A 15,593-nucleotide genomic window follows, 5' to 3' on the forward strand; every position below is an offset into this window, starting at 1 on the left:
CGCATTCGTCACCCTCGCCGCCGCCCTGACCTGCCACAAGCGCTACCTCAAACTCACCACCTGAGACACGCTCTTAGTCTTGGCCCAGTCGATCCAGGCGTCAGGCACATTCGGCTTCACCTCGATGTCGAAGTAGGCCTGAATGACCTCGACCTTGCCGGCCGCACCGGCAGTCGAGCCGCCGTAGGTGAACGGGACGTTCTCGGTGTCGCGCTTCTTGGTGTTCGGTTTGGTTTTTCCCTTGCGGTCGAGCACTGGCTGGCCAGAATCGTCGAGGAGGGGGCGTTCGATGGTGATAGTCCAGTAACCGAACTCGTCGTTGCGCAGCACCTTGGAGTAGTCCGGGTCGGCGTCGGTAAAGGCGGCGTACAGCTTGACGACCCTGGCGAGATCAGCGTCGCTGATCTCGCGGCCCTTGGAGCCGAGGTTCTTCCGCATCTTGGTCCAGAATGACGTGCCGTCTATGAGCTGAACCAGGCCCCTGCGGTCGGGATGCTTGGTGTTGTCGAGGATCCAGATGTAGGTGGCAATTCCGGTGTTGAAGAACATGTTGGTCGGTAGAGCGACGATGGCATCGACTAGGTCGTTCTCCAGCAGCCATTTTCGAATGTTGGAGGGGCCGGATTCGGCGGCGCCGTTGAAGAGCGGCGAGCCGTTCATGACGATCCCGGCCCGGCCACCGCCGTCCTCCGGTGCCCGCATCTTGTGGGCCAGGTGGAGCAGGAAGAGCATCTGTCCGTCCGAGGTCGACGGGAGGCCGGGGGCGAATCGGCCGTAAGGCCCGGCTTCGTCGCGCTCTTTCGTGACCGCCTTGGCGTACTGCTTCCAGTCGACACCGTAGGGCGGATTGGACATACAGAAGTCGAACGGGCGACCCTTGAAGGCATCGTCGGTAAGCGTGTTACCGAAGGCGATGTTGCTCGCATCGTAGCCCTTGGCCAGCAGGTCAGACTTGCAGATTGCGTACGACTGCGGGTTGTACTCCTGGCCATACAGCCTCAGTTTCGCACCGGGGTTCTGGGCAAGCAGGTGCTCCTCGGCTAGGGCAAGCATGCCACCAGTGCCTGCAGTGGGGTCGTACAGCGAGCGGACGATGCCGGCCTGAGTCAGGTCAGCGTCCTTCTCAGCGAAGAGCAGGTCTACCAGCAGTCGGATCGCGTCCCGCGGAGTGTAGTGGTCGCCGGAGGTCTCGTTCGCGGCCTCGTTGAACTTACGGATGATGTACTCGAACGCGTCGCCCATATCGGCATTGGAGACGACGTTCGGATGCAGGTCGATGGCCTTGAAGGACGTAATGATCTCGCGCAGGAGCCCTGCCTTCTCCAGGGCGAGGATCTCTTTCTTGAAGTCGAAGTACTGGAACACGTCGACATCAGGCGAGAACCGGTCGATGTAGTCGGCCAGGTTGTCCGCCAGCCCATCGGCGTCAGTCAGCAGATTGGCGAAGGAGTAGTTCGAGGTGTTGTAAAACGGCTGGCCGGTCGCCTTCTTGACCTCGATCTTGAGCCGGTTGGGATTGTCGTACTTCGCCGCCAGCGCGCGCACCGTGTCCCGGTCGGGTTCAAGGATGCAGTCGAGTCGTCGCAGGATTGTGAGCGGGAGAATCACGTTGCCGTACTGGTTGGGGCGGTAGGGGCCCCGAAGCTGGTCGGCGATAGACCAGATAAAGCTACCGAGGGTGCTCACAAAGCTCCTTACGGGATTCACTCGACGATAGGTGTTGGACGCCCCGCACTAGCCCGCGCACGCCGTTAGAGCAAGCGGCGCACAGTCTGCAGCAGCCGGTGCGTCACAAGAACATCATCAGCCATCAGACACGATGCGTGTCATGGGGGCGGCGGCACCACGCCGGTCACGTTGAGTAAGTCCTCGTAACCGATCGAACGCCGCTCATGCCGCAGATAGGTCACTACGACCGGTGTCCGCCGATGCTGAACCGACGAGGTTCCGTGCTGGAAACCGATCGGGATAAGAGCTGGTAGTGGCCGCTGGGTCAGCGGCCACCACCAGCACAGGGATGGGGTTGCGGGTCTAGGGGGTGGGGGTACGCAGGCTGGTGGTGAAGGTGGTCCAGGAGGTGGGGGAGAAGGTCAGTACGGGGCCGTTGGGGTCCTTGCTGTCGCGGACGCCCACGCCGCCACCGGGAAGTGCGTCGGCAACTTCGACGCAGGCTCCCTGGTTGCCGCTGCGGCTGCTCTTGCGCCACTGGACAGTCGTGTCAGCCACGGGTGAATGCCTCCATTGTTGCGGTTATCAAGGTCCTCGACGACTCCTCGTCGAGTGCTCGTGAGGTCACGTCGTCCCACGCGAGTTTGTACGCCGCGACCTCGGTTGCCTTGTCGAGGTAGAGCGCACCGGTGAGGCTGTCGACGTAGACCAGCGGTGGCTCAAGGGGTTCCGAGGTGCCGGGCACATTCGGGAACTCCAAGATGAAGAACGCGGATGTCATGCCGCCATGCGCCCCGGCTGCGAAGGGGAGGATCCTGATCGTCACGCTGGGGGACCGGCTGACATCGAGCAGGTGTTGAAGCTGGGCTGCCATGACCTCCGGCCCGCCGACGGCTCGTCGGATGGCGCCTTCGCCCAACACGACCGCAAGGTGCGGTGGTCGCGGGTTGGTGAGCAGGCGTTGACGCTCCATCCGGAAGTCGACCTGCCGCTTTACATCCTCGGGGTCGATGAGGCCCTTCGGCACACCCGTCACGGCCGTGGCGTATTCACGGGTCTGGAGGAGTCCGGGCACCGCTTCGGGGCCATACTCCCGAATCCGCTCGGCACTGCTTTCCAGCCTGACGAACAGGCCGAACCAGCTCGGTAGGCGGGTGTTGGTGTAGTCGTGCCACCAGGCGCTGGCGCCCTTGGTGCGGGTTTCGCCGCCGAGGGCGAGTAGTTCGGCGCGGTCTTCGGCGCTGGCCTCGTACAGCTCGCACATCGCCTTGATCTCGATGTCGCGGAACTTGATGCGGGGGTCGCCGGCTTCGATTCGGTGGATGGTTGCGGGGCTGCGTTGGAGAAGGATGGCAGCCCTCTCCTGACTCATCCCTGTCTCTTTGCGGAGGGCCGCCATCTTGCGGCCGATCCTCCGCCTCAACAGGGCCGATCCGTCAGTGTCGGACACGGAGCCTCCTATCACCACTTTGCCAAACAGCAGCATACAAACGATGGGCCACTTGATCACGTTCTGCGCATTGCTGCCCTGACCAGGGCTAACGTCTTGTGAAAGCGCTAATGTGCAATCCCTTTCATGATTTGGATTGATGTGCTGCATTGCATTCTGCCCTATCGCAGCCAGACGATGACTCTCAGCAAGTTGTCCGGCATCCCCGGCGACAGCAAAACCTCACTTGTGGACGGCCAGCGGCTGTCCGTTGAGGACTTACCCGCCCCACCGTGCCGCCCACAGGCGCCACGAGCCGGGTGCGGGGATCGCACCGCTTCCCCCGATCGGAGCGGTCCCCGCACCCACCCCGTCGGGGTGCGCGGTCGGTGCCAGGGAAGGCCCGGCCGCGCATCTCTCGCAGAAAGGTGATGGCAGTGCGCCTCAAGTGGTTCGTACCGGCCAACGCCGACCACTCGTTCCCCCCGTTCGGCCTCCGCCCCACCGGGACCCCCACCCGCCCAGTTGATCGAGAGGTTCTGGTCTCCGGAGATGCCCATCGAAGACCAGAACCTCTTGATCAACCCCGAAGCGGCGGGGGCGACGACCAGGGCGGGCGCGGTGGGCGGGAGGGGGTGGAGCATGGGGCGGGCGGTGCCTGAGGTTGCGGCGGGGACGCTGCTGCGGCTCGATCCGGGTGACTGGTCGTACGGCCGGGACCTGATCCCCGGTACCGCCGTGGCCGTGACCGTCGCCTGCGTCCGTGAGCTGCCGAATCGGGCGGACGAGTGGGTGTGGGTGCTCGGTCACCGGCCGGAGTGCGAGTACCCGCACGTCGACCGGCATCCGCCGTGCATGGAGGTGCGGGTCAAGGTCACCGCGCTGCATGACCAAAGGCAGGCGAGGTGACCGGCACCGACGACGGTGACCGTCCCGTCGATCGCTTCGAGGCCGCGCGCAACACCGTGCGCCAGCACCGCGACGGGCGCACCTGCTTCCACTGTCAGGACGGCGGGTGCGGGCAGCACACCTGGGCGGTCGAGGAACTCGGTCGCCATCCCGGCGGCCGGAAGCTCCTTCGGCGGCTCGGGTTTCCCATCGACGATTCGACCGAGGAGGGCCGGCCGCGGTGAACAGCACACCCCATGGCGACTATGCCCCACACCTGCGCGAGCATCCGGCGCCGGTCGAGCCGGCCCGGCCGGTGCGCGCCGTCGGCAGCGCCGCGATGCCGAACAGCGTGCGTCTCGCCGACGAGTTCTTCTACCTGGCGCACGACGACCAGACCGGCCGGTCGCGGCTGTTCGAGTCGGCGACGGCGTACGGCCTGTCCGCCGCGCTGCTCGCCGAGCTGTACGGCGAGGGTCGGATCACCTTCGAGGGCCGACGCCTGCGGGTGATCAACGCTGTCCCGCCGAAGGACTGGCTGCAACACCTCGTCCTCGACCGCCTGGTGGCGGAGCCGCGTCACACCGAGACCCGTACCTGGTTGGCGTACTTCGCCACGGCCGCCTACGAGCAGGTGGCCACCCGGATGTGGCAGCGCGGGCTGCTCCGCCAGCAGCAGGTCGGTCGGCTGTGGCGGCAGCGCACCGTGTACGTGCCGACGGACATGAACACGGCCGCCTGGTCGTGGGCCCGGCTGTCCTTCCAACTGCGCAACCATCGACCCCTGAACGCCTTCGATGTGGCCCTAGCCGGTCTGGCGATGCACACCCAACTCGATCCGATCCTGCTCGACGGCACACCCCTCGCCGTCCGTGGGTTCCTGCGTCAGCAGGTCGAGCAGGCCCCGCCACCGCTGCGGGACCTGCTCGCCGACCTCGGTGCCGTCGTCGGCAGCGCCGTCCTGAGCCACCGCACCACCTGACTGTCCCTTTCGTTCATCCCTTCTCGTTGAGAGAGAACCCATGTCCCACTCGAAACCCGACACCGTCTCCGCCGTCCTCGCCCGAGGGCGGCTCGGTATCCCCTCGGTGGTGTTCTTCGTGATCGCCGCCGCCGCACCGCTCACCGTCGTCGCGGGCGGCGCGACCACCGGGTACGCGGTCACCGGGGTCACCGGCATCCCCGTGTCCTATCTGGTGGTCGCGGCCGTGCTCGCGTTGTTCGCGGTCGGCTACGTGGCCATGTCCCGCCGGATCGTCAACGCGGGCGCCTTCTACACCTACGTCACCCGGGGGCTCGGCCGCCCGGCCGGGGTCGGCGCCGCCATGATCGCGCTGCTCGCCTACAACGCCATGCAGATCGGCCTCTACGGTGGGGCCGGCGCTGTCACCGCCCAGTTCCTCAACGACCGGTACGGCGTCGACCTGACCTGGTGGGTCTGCGCCCTCGCCGTGTGGGCGGTCGTCGCGGTGCTCGGTGTCGCCCGGATCGACCTCAACGGCAAGGTCCTCGCCGTCGTCCTGGTCGCCGAATGCGTCGTCGCCCTGACCTTCGACGCCATCATGGTCACCCACCCGGCCGACGGGACCGTCAGCTTCGACACCCTCGCCCCCTCCCACGTTGTCGCCGCCGGTATCGGCGCGGCCCTGGTCACCGCGATCACCGGGTTCGTCGGCTTCGAAGGCACCGTCGTGTTCAGCGAGGAGACCAAGGACCCACGGCGCACCATCGCCCGCGCCACGTACATCGCGGTCGCCGTCACCGGTCTGCTGTACGGACTGTCGGCCTGGGCGATGTCCGTGGCCACCGGCCCGGACCGCATCGTGGCGGCGGCCCGCGCCGACGGCACCGACCTGATCTTCAACCTGGTGTCGCCGTACCTGGCCGACAGCATCATCACCGTCGCCCGGATCCTCTTCATCACCTCGCTGTTCGCCGCCCTGCTCAGCTTCCACCACACGGTGGCCCGGTACCTGTTCGCGCTCGGCCGCGAGCGGGTGCTGCCCGCCGTGTTCGGTCGCACCAGCCGCCGTACCGGCGCCCCGAAGGTCGGCTCCCTCGCCCAGAGTGCGCTCGCGTTCTGCGTGCTCGTCGGCTACGCCGTGGCCGGGGCCGATCCGATCGTGCACCTGTTCTTCTGGGTCACCGTCACCGGTGGGCTCGGGGTGCTGATTCTGATGACGATCACCTCCGCCGCCGTGATCGGCTTCTTCGCCCGCATCACGCATACCGAAGGACCGTGGCGGTCACTGATCGCACCGGGCCTGGCCACGGTCGCGCTGGGCGGGATCCTCACCGTGACGCTGCGGGAGTTCGCCACGCTGCTCGGCGTCGCGCCGGACTCGCCGCTGCGCTGGGCATTCCCCGCCGGGTACGCCGCCGTCGCGCTGCTCGGCGTCGCATGGGCGCTGGCCCTGCGCACCACAAACCCCGAGGTGTACGCCGCAGTCGGCCTGGGCGCGGACCGCGACACCGGACCCCTGCGCACCCCCGACACCCTCCGCCAGCCCGCCTGACCAGGGAGAAGCCGTGACCGTCAGCAACAACGATCTGCTCGTCCGCCCCGCCGCCGAGGCCGACGCCGGGCCGCTGATCGGCGTCCTCGCCGAGGCGTTCCACGAAGGCCCGCTCGCCGACTGGCTCATTCCCGACCCGGTCGACCGGCGGACCGTCTACTACGAGTACTTCGCCGACGCCTTCCAGCACGGACTGGAACACGGGCAGGTCTACACCACCGGCGACCAGACGGCCGTCGCGATCTGGTACCCCCGCCTCGAACCCACCCCGGTCGACACCCACAGCCGACTGGCGACGTTGGAACGCATCGCGGGCCCGTACGCCCCGAAGTTCGTGCTGCTGGAGGAGATGTTCGACGCCTTCCACCCCGACGACCCGCACCACTACCTCGCCTACCTGGCCGTCGCCCCGACCCGGCAGAACCGGGGCATCGGCGCCGCGCTGCTCGCCGACCAGCACCGTCGTCTCGACCAGCTCGGCCTGCCGGCGTACCTGGAGGCCAGCAACATGCGTAACCGGCGGCTCTACCTCCGCCTCGGCTACCACGCCGGCCCCACCATCGTGCTGCCCACGAAAGGGCCCGTCATCTGGCGGATGTGGCGCGGCGCCCCCACCAGCGGCGGCCGGAGCCCCTTCCCGCGCACCCGGCTACACCGGCGGTCCCTGTGACCGCCCCCCACCACCCGCGACCAGCTACCGGTCACCGTCGACCTCGACCCCCGCAAGCTTGCCGTCGACTCGGGTGAGCCCGCACGGCAGGTCGGCCGGCGTGGGGGTTGATCAGGTCCGGCGCGAGGTCGCCGAGTCGGCCACCGCCGAGCCGATCCCGGGACTGATGCCGGTGATGGCCAGGTCGAGCAGGCGGGCGGCCTCGGCGGCGGGGTCGGGGTGGTGGGTGGTGGCCAGCGCGATGCCGGTCATCAGGGTGAGCAGGTCGTCGATCGTCACGCCCGGAGCGAGAGCCCCGGCGGCGGACGCGCGCCGGACCAGTGGCTCGCCCGCGGCGGTGAGTTGCGCGCAGGCACAGTAGACGTGGGTGTCGTCGGGGCCGGCCACCCGGTCGCGATTCAGTGCCTCGGCCAACCCGCTGATGGTGGTGGCGGAGGCGATGACGGCCCTGAGCCACTCCAGCAGCGCGGCACGCGGATCGGCTCGTTCGGCCCGGTCGGCGGCGTGCGCCGCGAGGGCCTCGACGCGCTCGCGGAAGACCGCCGCCAGCAGTGCGTGACGGCTGGGGAAGTGCCGCCGTACGGTGCCTGAGCCCACTCCGGCGACGCGGGCGATCTGCTCCAGGGATGCGTCGGCGCCGTGTGCGGCGACCTCCTCCACCGCGACGGCGAGCAGGCGTGCGTAGTTGCGCCGCGCGTCGGCGCGCTGCGCAGCGGTCATGGTCGCTCAGCTCCAAGGTTGCTAAGTGGCGGGGTCCGCCGTATCTTACCGGAGTAGAAACGGCGGGCCACGCCGTTTAGCGAGAGGGGTCTCATGTCCAACGAACTCGTACCCGTTCTGGTCGTCGGCGCCACCGGACGACAGGGCGGCGCGACCGTCCGCGCGTTACGGGCGGCGGGCGTACCCGTCCGAGCGTTGGTGCGTGACCCGGAGACCGACCGAGCGAGAGCCGTCGCCGCTCTCGGTGCCGACCTGCGGACCGGTGACCTGAACGATCGTGGCTCCCTGATCGCGGCCGCGGAGGGAGCCCGCGCGGTCTTCTCGGTCCAGATGCCCGAGCTGAAGGGGGAGTCCCTCGACTTCGACGGCGAGGTGACTCAGGGCGTCAACCTGATCGAGGCGGCACTTGCCGCCGGGGTGCCACAGTTCGTGCACACGTCTGTCTCCGGCGCCGGGCAGCACGCCGAGGCCCCCGGCTGGCACGAGGGCCGGTGGACTGCCCTGAAGCCCTACTACGACGCCAAGACCGCCATCCAGGATCGGGTACGCACGGCCGGGTTCCAGCACTGGACGCTGATCAAGCCGGGGTGGTTCATGGAGAACTTCCTGCCCTCGATGGCCTACCTGCTTCCCCGGGGCGTCGAGGGCGGGCTGGTGACCGTGCTGCGGCCGGAGACCCGGTTGTCCCTGGTCGCGGTCGACGACATCGGTCGAGCGGCGGCGGCGGCGATCGCGGCACCGGAGCGCTTCCACCAGGTCGAGCTGGAACTGGCCAGCGACTACCTGTCGATGACGGAGATCGCCGAGGTCATGTCGCGCGCCCTGGGTGTGCCGCTGACCGCGCCGAGGATGACCGAACAGGAGGCGCTGGCGGCCGGTATGCCGGCGTTCGGGGCCGTCTCCCACTGCTTCGTGGAGGTGGCCGGGCAGCCCGCCCGTCCGGAGTTCGCCCGGGACCTCGGCATCCCGCTCACCTCCTTCGAGGAGTGGGCCTCGCGGTACCTGTCCATCGGGGTGCGGCCGGGCGGCGAGGACCCGGGTCAGGACTAGCTCAACCACGCCGCCGCGCCGGACAGCGCGGCCGATTGACGCGGCGACGAGGATCCGCCCAACCACGCCGCAGCGCCGCACAGCGCGGCGGTTGACGAGGTGATCGACTCCGTTTCGCCGTAACGGCGGGGTGCGGAGCGGTGGGAAACCGCCGTTTCGCCGAAACGGCGGCGGGCGGCCGAACGGCGGCGGCCAGCGTCGGTCAGCGTCGGTCAGATCTTCCAGCGTTTGCGGGGTGGGCGGACGGTGAGGTCGCCGAAGACGACCCGGCAGCGGACCTCGATGACCGGAGCGCCCGGGGCGACCGGACCCTTCAGTTTGGACTTCTTCTCGCCGAAGACCGCGGAGCCGGTGAGCCGGACCTCCGTGCCCTCCGGCACCACGATGGTGATACTGCCGAAGATGACGTTCGCCTCGATGGTGGTCACCTGTCGAGGCAACCGGGCCTCGTGCAGCTCGATCCGGCAGTCGCCGAAGACGGCCCGGGCGTCGATGTGTTCCGGCACCGACCAGGCGCCCTTGCGCACCTCGCTGCCGAAGACCGCGAGCAGCTTCTCCGTCGTCTGGGCGAGCGCCCCGGCGGGGCGGGCGGGGGAGCGGCCGGGGGCGTTCGGCAGGTCCGTGGTCAGCCGGGCCAGCTCACCCCGGGTCTGCGCGGAGTGGGCCGCGCCGACCCGATCGGTGTACTCGTCCAGGGTCAGCCGGCCCTCGGCCGTGGCCTTGCCGAGCAGTTCCACGATCTCCTCCCGTTCCCGGTCGGAGACGCGCAGTCGGTCATCGTCGTTGTGCCGTTCCCACTCCACGCACCGAGCCTACTGGTGCCCCGCACCGACCTGGGCAGCCGATGGTCCGGGCTTGCCCTGCCCCACAGGCTGCGGGCCGGAGCCGGTCGCCGCGATCCGTTTGCGCCCTCAGCTCGACAGGGCTCGCCGACCACCTGTCGCCCTCCGTCCCACCATTCCGGGCGCGGGCCGGAGAGCTGGACGACAGAGCTAGCAGGCGGCCGTGCCGACGAGCAGGTTGCCGTGTGGGATGTCGATCGATTGCCGGGGGGCCGGCAGGTCGACGGTGGGACGGCGGGTCTGTGCCGGGGCGTGCGCCCGGCGGGCCACCGCGTAGGTCTCGGCGGTACGGGCGGCGATGGTGGCCCAGCCGTACCGTTGGCCGACCATGCTGCGGGCCTGCCGGGCCACCCGGCGGGCGAAGACCTCGTCGCCGATGAGTCGACCGACCGCCCCGGCCAGGGCCGGTGGGTCGCTGTGCGGGAAGGTCACCCCGGTGACGCCCGGCTCGACGATCTCGGCCAGGCCGCCGGTACGGGCCACGGCCAGCGGTGCTCCGGCCGCCGCCGCCTCCAGGGCCACCATCCCGAACGGCTCGTAGAGACTCGGTACGACCGTCGCGTCCGTGGCGCCGAGGACCGCCGGCAGTTGGGTGTTGTCCAGGAATCCCGCGAAGCGGACGGTCCCGCCGAGACCCAGTTGCCGGGTCCGCTCCTCCAACTCGCCCCGGTAGGGGCCGTCACCGGCGATCAGCACCCGCAGCCCGGGGTGCCGGTCCCGCAACTGCGGCACGGCGTCCACCAGGTGCTGTACCCCCTTCTCGTAGACCAGTCGGCCGGCGTACCCGATCAAGGGGCCGTCGGCGGCGAACCGGGCGCGGGCGGCGGCGACCGCGCGGGGGCGGGCCCGCCAGGCCCGGTCGTCCACCCCGTTGGGCACTACGGCGACCTTCTCCTGCGGCACCTCGAACAGGGTGGTGACCTGATCGCGCATGTACCCGGAGCAGGCGATCAGCCGGGTGGAGGCGGTGCTGAGCCAGTGTTCGACACCGTGGATGGTGCGGTTCATCTCCTCCGGCAGCCAGCCCTGGTGCCGGCCCGCCTCGGTGGCGTGCATGGTGGTCACCAGGGGCAGGCGCAGGTGCTCGGCCAGGGTGATCGCGGTGTGCGCGACCAGCCAGTCGTGGGCGTGGATGACATCGAAGTCGCCGGTGGCGGCGGCGTGCAGGGCGGTGCGGGTCAGGGTGTGGTTGAACGCCATAGTCCAGGCCAGCAGCGAGCTGGTGGCCAGCGGAAAGGTGACCGGGTCCTCGGCGGCCCGCAGGATGCGTACCCCGTCGAGGTGTTCGGACAGCGGCGCCCCCGCGGCGTGGCGGGTGACGACGGTGACCTCGTGGCCGGCGGCGGCCAGTGCCACCGACAGAGCGTGCACGTGCCGGCCGAGGCCACCGACCAGGACCGGCGGATACTCCCAGGACAACATCAGGACCCGCTGCGGACGTACGGGGTTGATGTCGATGACGTCAGCGTTCGGTGACATGCGCGCCCCTTCTTGAGATGTCTGTGCGCGGCCCCGTCCCTGCGCCCGGCGGGTGGTGCTGCGCGGCTGCGGCCCAGTCACGACCCATCCTGCTGGCAGCTGGATAACCAGCGGAGACATCCCGATTGCGGGGCTGTAAAGCCCGTCGGTACGGCCGTCGGCGGCACCGGGATCGGACGCCGGGCGACATTGCGCCCAGGCCTGCGACAGGCGTAGCAGTCGGTGACCCGCACCTCCCGCATCTGTCTGATGACCTTGCCATGGCCCGGTTCGTAGGTTCTAACCGGACGCAGCACCGAGGGGCTCATGGCCCGTGCGCCAGAACCGGCGGGCGGTGCTCGGCACCCGGTGCCTGGAAGGAGAAACCACAATGCGAACCACGAGGCGATGGTTGGGTAGAACGGTGGCGGTCGCTATGACCGCCGCCGTGCTGCCGGTGACCCCCGCGCTAGCGCAGCCCGTGCAGGCGAACCAACTGGTCATCGCGAACGGTGTCACCCAGCCGGTCTTCGGCTACGCCGACGCCATCCGCGAACGGATCTTCGTCACCTCCGACGTCGACACCGACTCCGACGGCGCCCTCGACGTCGTGGCGATGGACATCATCCGGCCCAAGGCCAGCGACCAGGGCCTGCGGGTGCCGGTGGTCATGGACGCCAGCCCCTACTACTCGACCGTCTGCCGCGGCAACGAGACCGAGTGCAAGGCCGATCTCGACGGCGACGGCCTGCTCGACCAGTGGCCGCTGTTCTACGACAACTACTTCGTGCCGCGTGGCTACGCGGTCGTGCTGCTCGACATGATCGGCACCAACAACTCGACCGGCTGCCCGGTCACCGGCGGTTACGCGGACAACATCAGCGCCCCGACCGCGATCGACTGGCTCAACGGCCGCCGCAAGGGCGTCGACGCCGACGGCAACGAAATCGTCGCGAACTGGCACAACGGCAAGTCCGGCATGATCGGCAAGTCGTACGACGGCACCCTGGCCAACGCCGCCGCCGCCACCGGCGTCGACGGCCTGTCCACCATCGTGCCGATCTCGGCCATCTCCAGCTGGTACGACTACTCGCGTAGCAACGGTCTGGTGACCCGGGCCAACAACTACTCGGGCAGCCTCGCCAACACCGTCACCAACCCGAACCGTCGGGCGTACTGCGCCCCGGTGCGGACCCAGCTCGGCCAGGCTGGCGACGACGCCACCGGTGACTACAGCGACTTCTGGGCCGAGCGGGACTACGTGCCGCACGCCGACAAGGTCAAGGCCAGCGTCCTGCTGGTGCACGGCATCAACGACGACAACGTGCGGGCCGACCACTTCAGCAAGTGGTGGTACGCCCTGGCCGAGAACAACGTGCCGCGCAAGCTGTGGCTGACCGGCACCGGTCACATCGACCCGTTCGACTTCCGTCGCGCGGAGTGGGTGGACACCCTGCACCGCTGGTTCGACTTCTGGCTCCAGGGCATCGACAACGGCATCATGCGTGAGCCGATGGTCGACCTCGAGCGGCTGCCGGACGTCTGGGAGACCCACGCCAACTGGCCGATCCCCAAGTCCCAGCCGACCCAGATCTGGCTGCGCCCCGGCACCGACGGCGACCCCGGCGACATCTCGGTGAAGCCCGGCCCCGGCAACAAGAAGGCCACCTTCACCGACACCCCGACGATGAGCCAGGCCAACGCGATCCGGCACCCCTCGGACCCGGCGGCGAACAAGAACAACCGGCTGGTCTTCCTGTCCGAGCCGCTGAAGGCGCCGCTGCACATCTCCGGCACCCCGATCGTGCGGATCAAGGCCTCGGTCAACGGCGAGGACACCAGCTTCGCCGGTCTGCTCGTCGACTACGGCACCCGGGAGCGGTTCAGCACCTCCGGTGACGGCGTCCGCACCGTGACCACCGAGGACTGCTGGGGCGAGTCGGCCAACTTCGGTGGGCACAACGAGGAGGCCTGCTACCGGCAGGTCGTCAAGAACGTGGCCAGCAACCCGCAGGAGCTGGTCACCAAGGGCATCTACGACGGGCTCAACCTCGACTCGCTCTACACCTCCACGCCGCTGGTGCCGGGTGAGAAGAACGCCGTCGACATCCCGCTGCAGCCCGAGGACTACGTCTTCGAGGCCGGCCACCAGATCGGTGTGGTCCTGCTCGGCTCGTACTCCGGCTACAGCAGCCGGGCCAAGCAGACCCGCGCCGAGATCACGGTGCACTTCGACAGCACCCGGATCACCCTGCCGATCGTCGGTGGCCGTCAGGCCGCCGTGGCAGCCGGTCTGAACTGATCGAACGGTGGGACGCCCTCAGGGGCGTCCCACCAACCTCGCGTTCAGCTATGCGACGGGCCCGTCGGTGCGTGTCACCGGCGGGCCCGCAGCAGTTCCGCCACCGACCAGGCCTGGAAGGGGCAACCGGTGGCGGTGTGCGGTGCCGAGCCGTCGGCGGTCTCGCTTACCGAGCCGAGGCCGTACTCGCGCAGGTGCGCCTCCAGGCCGGTGAACAGCTCCGCCACCGGCAGGCCCGCCCGGCGGCCGGCGTCGGCGTACGGACCGATCAGCCACGGCCAGACGGTGCCCTGGTGGTAGGCGCTGTCCCGCTCGGCCGGCCCGCCCCGGTGCCGTCCGGTGAAGCCGGGGCAGTCCGGGGAGAGGCTGCGCAGACCCAGGGGGGTGAGCAACCCCGCACCGACCAGACCGACCGCCTGCGGGTCCGGCCGCAACGGCGCGTTCGGCAACGACCAGGCCAGCAACTGGTTGGGTCGCAGCAGGTCGTCGTCGTGGACGGCCGCACCCCCCAGGGGGTACGCGGGCGCGGGCGCGTCGACCACGTCGTGCAGCCAACCGGCCGGGGCGGGGAAGCGCCGCCGGAAGGCCTCGACCGCCTGCTCGTGCAGCCGGTGCAGCCCCTCGGCGTCCTGCCCGGCCAACTCGGTCAGCTCGGCGACCCCGGCCACCCCGTTGATCCACAGGGCGTTGACCTCGACCGGCTTGCCGTGCCGGGGGGTGACCGGCACCCCGTACACCCGGGCGTCCATCCAGGTCAGGGCGGCCCCGGGGGCCCCGGAGGTGAGCAGCCCGTCGGCCGGGTCGACAGCGATGCCGTACCGGGTGCCGGTCAGGTGGGCGTCGACCACCCCACGCAGCGCCGGCAGCAGTTCGTCCCCCAGGTCGGTGTCACCGGTGACGGTGACGTGCCGGCTGACCGCGTGCAGGAACCACAGGGTGCCGTCCACGGTGTTGTACTCCACCCGGCCGGTGTCGGCCGTGTTGGCCAGCATCCCCTCCGACAGGGTCGCCGCGTACCTGCGCAGCAGTTCCCGGCCCAGGTCAGCACGGCCGGTGCAGAGGAACAACCCCTCGTAGGAGATCATCGTGTCCCGGGACCAGGCACCGAACCAGGGGTAGCCGGCGACCACCTCCACCGGCGAGTCGTTCGTCCGCACCACGAAGGCGTCGGCGGCCAGGGCCAGGGTGGCCGCGACGTCGTCGGCCGGCTTGGCCGCCGCCACCACCTCCCGGTTGCGTCGCCGGGCCGCCGCGACCACCTCGACGGCGGACGGCGGGGCCGAGTCGGGGTCCTGGGCCCAGGCCAGCACGGACACCGTGTCGCCGGGGTGCCGCAGCAGGTCGCGGAACTGGCCCGCGTACCAGAGATCTTCTTCCGGATGCAGGCCCCGGGCGGCCTCCTCCCGGTGGTAGGCGCCCTGCCACCAGTGGCCCTGCGGGGTCCAGCCCGGCCCGGAGAGCCGGTACGCCCCCTCGATCACCGCCCCACCCTCGACCGGGTCCATCCGCAGGGGCGGCCCGTCGGCCCGGCGCTCGCCGTGCGCGTCGCGCCAGGTGCAGGCGGCGGCCAGTTCCAGCTCGACCGGCCCGCCGCTGACCAACCGGTGCACCACCGCCACACAGGAGCGGCCGTGCAGCATGGCCAGCTCCCGTTCGATCACCACCTCGCCGATGCGCCACCGCCAGCGGGGCAGCCCGTCGGTGAGGTCGAACCCCTCCAGCAACTCGAACCCGCGCGGGTCCACGTCGCCGGAGGCCCACTCGTGGGCACCCAGGCGTACCCGGGCGCCTGAGGGCAGCACCACGGCCGGATCGAGACTGGCCAGTCCCACCTTGCGGGAGGCCGGGGTTTCCCCCGGTACCACCAACAGCCCGTGATACCGGCGGGTACGCAGCCCGGCGACTGTGCCCATCGCGTATCCGCCGAGGCCGTCGGCCAGCAGCCACTCCCGACTGGCGGCGCTGGTCAGCTCACCGCAGACCTGGGTACCGAAGCGAATCTCGATCAACTTTCCTCCACCGGCGGCGAGGTGTAACACGACACGACGAC

14 protein-coding genes are annotated in these 15,593 nt (G+C 69.6%); 7 read left to right on the forward strand and 7 right to left on the reverse strand.

Annotated features, from left to right (window positions below; translation table 11 throughout):
* Positions 1 to 42 precede the first annotated feature (42 nt).
* The 3 genes from ACLQ2T_RS25880 to ACLQ2T_RS25890 all read right to left on the reverse strand — a co-directional run bounded on the left by ACLQ2T_RS25880 (position 43) and on the right by ACLQ2T_RS25890 (position 3,118).
* The gene (locus ACLQ2T_RS25880; protein WP_425768957.1) at positions 43 to 1,686 is read right to left on the reverse strand and encodes a type I restriction-modification system subunit M; all 1,644 of its coding nucleotides are present in this window, start codon (positions 1,684 to 1,686) and stop codon (positions 43 to 45) included.
* 345 nt (positions 1,687 to 2,031) lie between these two features.
* Positions 2,032 to 2,226: a DUF397 domain-containing protein gene (locus tag ACLQ2T_RS25885; protein WP_425768958.1), complete on the reverse strand. Its 195-nt coding sequence runs from the start codon at positions 2,224 to 2,226 to the stop codon at positions 2,032 to 2,034.
* Positions 2,219 to 3,118: a helix-turn-helix domain-containing protein gene (locus ACLQ2T_RS25890; protein ID WP_425768959.1), complete on the reverse strand. Its 900-nt coding sequence runs from the start codon at positions 3,116 to 3,118 to the stop codon at positions 2,219 to 2,221. The genes ACLQ2T_RS25885 and ACLQ2T_RS25890 overlap by 8 nt, the downstream gene beginning before the upstream one ends.
* Before the next feature lie 633 nt (positions 3,119 to 3,751).
* Between ACLQ2T_RS25890 and ACLQ2T_RS25895 the strand changes: the two genes are divergently transcribed.
* Genes ACLQ2T_RS25895 through ACLQ2T_RS25915 form a run of 5 tightly spaced genes read left to right on the forward strand, consistent with a single transcriptional unit; the run spans position 3,752 to position 7,171 of the window.
* The gene (locus ACLQ2T_RS25895) at positions 3,752 to 4,006 is read left to right on the forward strand and encodes a hypothetical protein (RefSeq protein WP_425768960.1); all 255 of its coding nucleotides are present in this window, start codon (positions 3,752 to 3,754) and stop codon (positions 4,004 to 4,006) included.
* Entirely contained in the window at positions 4,003 to 4,230 is a 228-nt protein-coding gene (locus ACLQ2T_RS25900; RefSeq protein ID WP_425768961.1) for a hypothetical protein, read from the forward strand. Before ACLQ2T_RS25895 ends, ACLQ2T_RS25900 begins: the two co-directional genes overlap by 4 nt.
* Positions 4,227 to 4,967, forward strand: coding sequence for a GOLPH3/VPS74 family protein (locus tag ACLQ2T_RS25905; protein WP_425768962.1), 741 nt, complete (start codon positions 4,227 to 4,229; stop codon positions 4,965 to 4,967). Before ACLQ2T_RS25900 ends, ACLQ2T_RS25905 begins: the two co-directional genes overlap by 4 nt.
* Positions 4,968 to 5,007: 40 nt before the next feature.
* Positions 5,008 to 6,501 carry an APC family permease gene (locus ACLQ2T_RS25910; RefSeq protein WP_425768963.1) on the forward strand — a complete coding sequence of 498 codons (1,494 nt, stop codon included), beginning with the start codon at positions 5,008 to 5,010 and terminating at the stop codon, positions 6,499 to 6,501.
* Between the two features lie 13 nt (positions 6,502 to 6,514).
* Positions 6,515 to 7,171, forward strand: a complete 657-nt coding sequence (locus ACLQ2T_RS25915; RefSeq protein ID WP_425768964.1) for a GNAT family N-acetyltransferase — start codon at positions 6,515 to 6,517, stop codon at positions 7,169 to 7,171.
* A gap of 111 nt (positions 7,172 to 7,282) precedes the next feature.
* Here ACLQ2T_RS25915 and ACLQ2T_RS25920 read toward each other — a convergent pair whose 3' ends face one another.
* Positions 7,283 to 7,891: a TetR/AcrR family transcriptional regulator gene (locus tag ACLQ2T_RS25920; RefSeq protein ID WP_425768965.1), complete on the reverse strand. Its 609-nt coding sequence runs from the start codon at positions 7,889 to 7,891 to the stop codon at positions 7,283 to 7,285.
* Positions 7,892 to 7,984: 93 nt separating this feature from the next.
* Between ACLQ2T_RS25920 and ACLQ2T_RS25925 the strand changes: the two genes are divergently transcribed.
* On the forward strand, positions 7,985 to 8,941 hold the full coding sequence (locus ACLQ2T_RS25925; protein WP_425768966.1) for an NmrA/HSCARG family protein: 957 nt from the start codon (positions 7,985 to 7,987) through the stop codon (positions 8,939 to 8,941).
* A 212-nt stretch (positions 8,942 to 9,153) separates the two neighbouring features.
* Here the strand turns inward: ACLQ2T_RS25925 and ACLQ2T_RS25930 are convergent, their stop codons facing one another.
* Together ACLQ2T_RS25930 and ACLQ2T_RS25935 are read right to left on the reverse strand one after the other, a co-directional pair.
* The gene (locus ACLQ2T_RS25930) at positions 9,154 to 9,744 is read right to left on the reverse strand and encodes a DUF1707 SHOCT-like domain-containing protein (protein ID WP_425768967.1); all 591 of its coding nucleotides are present in this window, start codon (positions 9,742 to 9,744) and stop codon (positions 9,154 to 9,156) included.
* 189 nt (positions 9,745 to 9,933) lie between these two features.
* Positions 9,934 to 11,262 (reverse strand): glycosyltransferase family 4 protein, encoded by a 1,329-nt coding sequence (locus ACLQ2T_RS25935; protein ID WP_425768968.1) that lies wholly within the window; start codon positions 11,260 to 11,262, stop codon positions 9,934 to 9,936.
* Positions 11,263 to 11,632: 370 nt separating this feature from the next.
* On the opposite strand from ACLQ2T_RS25935, the gene ACLQ2T_RS25940 reads away from it, so the two are divergent.
* Positions 11,633 to 13,543, forward strand: coding sequence for a Xaa-Pro dipeptidyl-peptidase (locus ACLQ2T_RS25940; RefSeq protein ID WP_425768969.1), 1,911 nt, complete (start codon positions 11,633 to 11,635; stop codon positions 13,541 to 13,543).
* Between the two features lie 74 nt (positions 13,544 to 13,617).
* On the opposite strand, the gene ACLQ2T_RS25945 is transcribed toward ACLQ2T_RS25940, so the two are convergent.
* Positions 13,618 to 15,552, reverse strand: a complete 1,935-nt coding sequence (locus ACLQ2T_RS25945; RefSeq protein WP_425768970.1) for an amylo-alpha-1,6-glucosidase — start codon at positions 15,550 to 15,552, stop codon at positions 13,618 to 13,620.
* Between the last annotated feature and the right edge of the window lie 41 nt (positions 15,553 to 15,593).

The organism is Micromonospora sp. DT229, assembly GCF_049844505.1.
Classification (GTDB): Bacteria; Actinomycetota; Actinomycetes; order Mycobacteriales; family Micromonosporaceae; genus Micromonospora.

What these genes read in the sequence shown, in the direction of transcription:
- ACLQ2T_RS25940 (WP_425768969.1), top strand. Translation starts at nt 11,633, where the DNA reads ATGCGAACCACGAGGCGATGGTTGGGTAGAACGGTGGCGGTCGCTATG.
- ACLQ2T_RS25935 (WP_425768968.1), bottom strand. Translation starts at nt 11,262, where the DNA reads ATGTCACCGAACGCTGACGTCATCGACATCAACCCCGTACGTCCGCAG.
- ACLQ2T_RS25910 (WP_425768963.1), top strand. Translation starts at nt 5,008, where the DNA reads ATGTCCCACTCGAAACCCGACACCGTCTCCGCCGTCCTCGCCCGAGGG.
- ACLQ2T_RS25920 (WP_425768965.1), bottom strand. Translation starts at nt 7,891, where the DNA reads ATGACCGCTGCGCAGCGCGCCGACGCGCGGCGCAACTACGCACGCCTG.
- ACLQ2T_RS25925 (WP_425768966.1), top strand. Translation starts at nt 7,985, where the DNA reads ATGTCCAACGAACTCGTACCCGTTCTGGTCGTCGGCGCCACCGGACGA.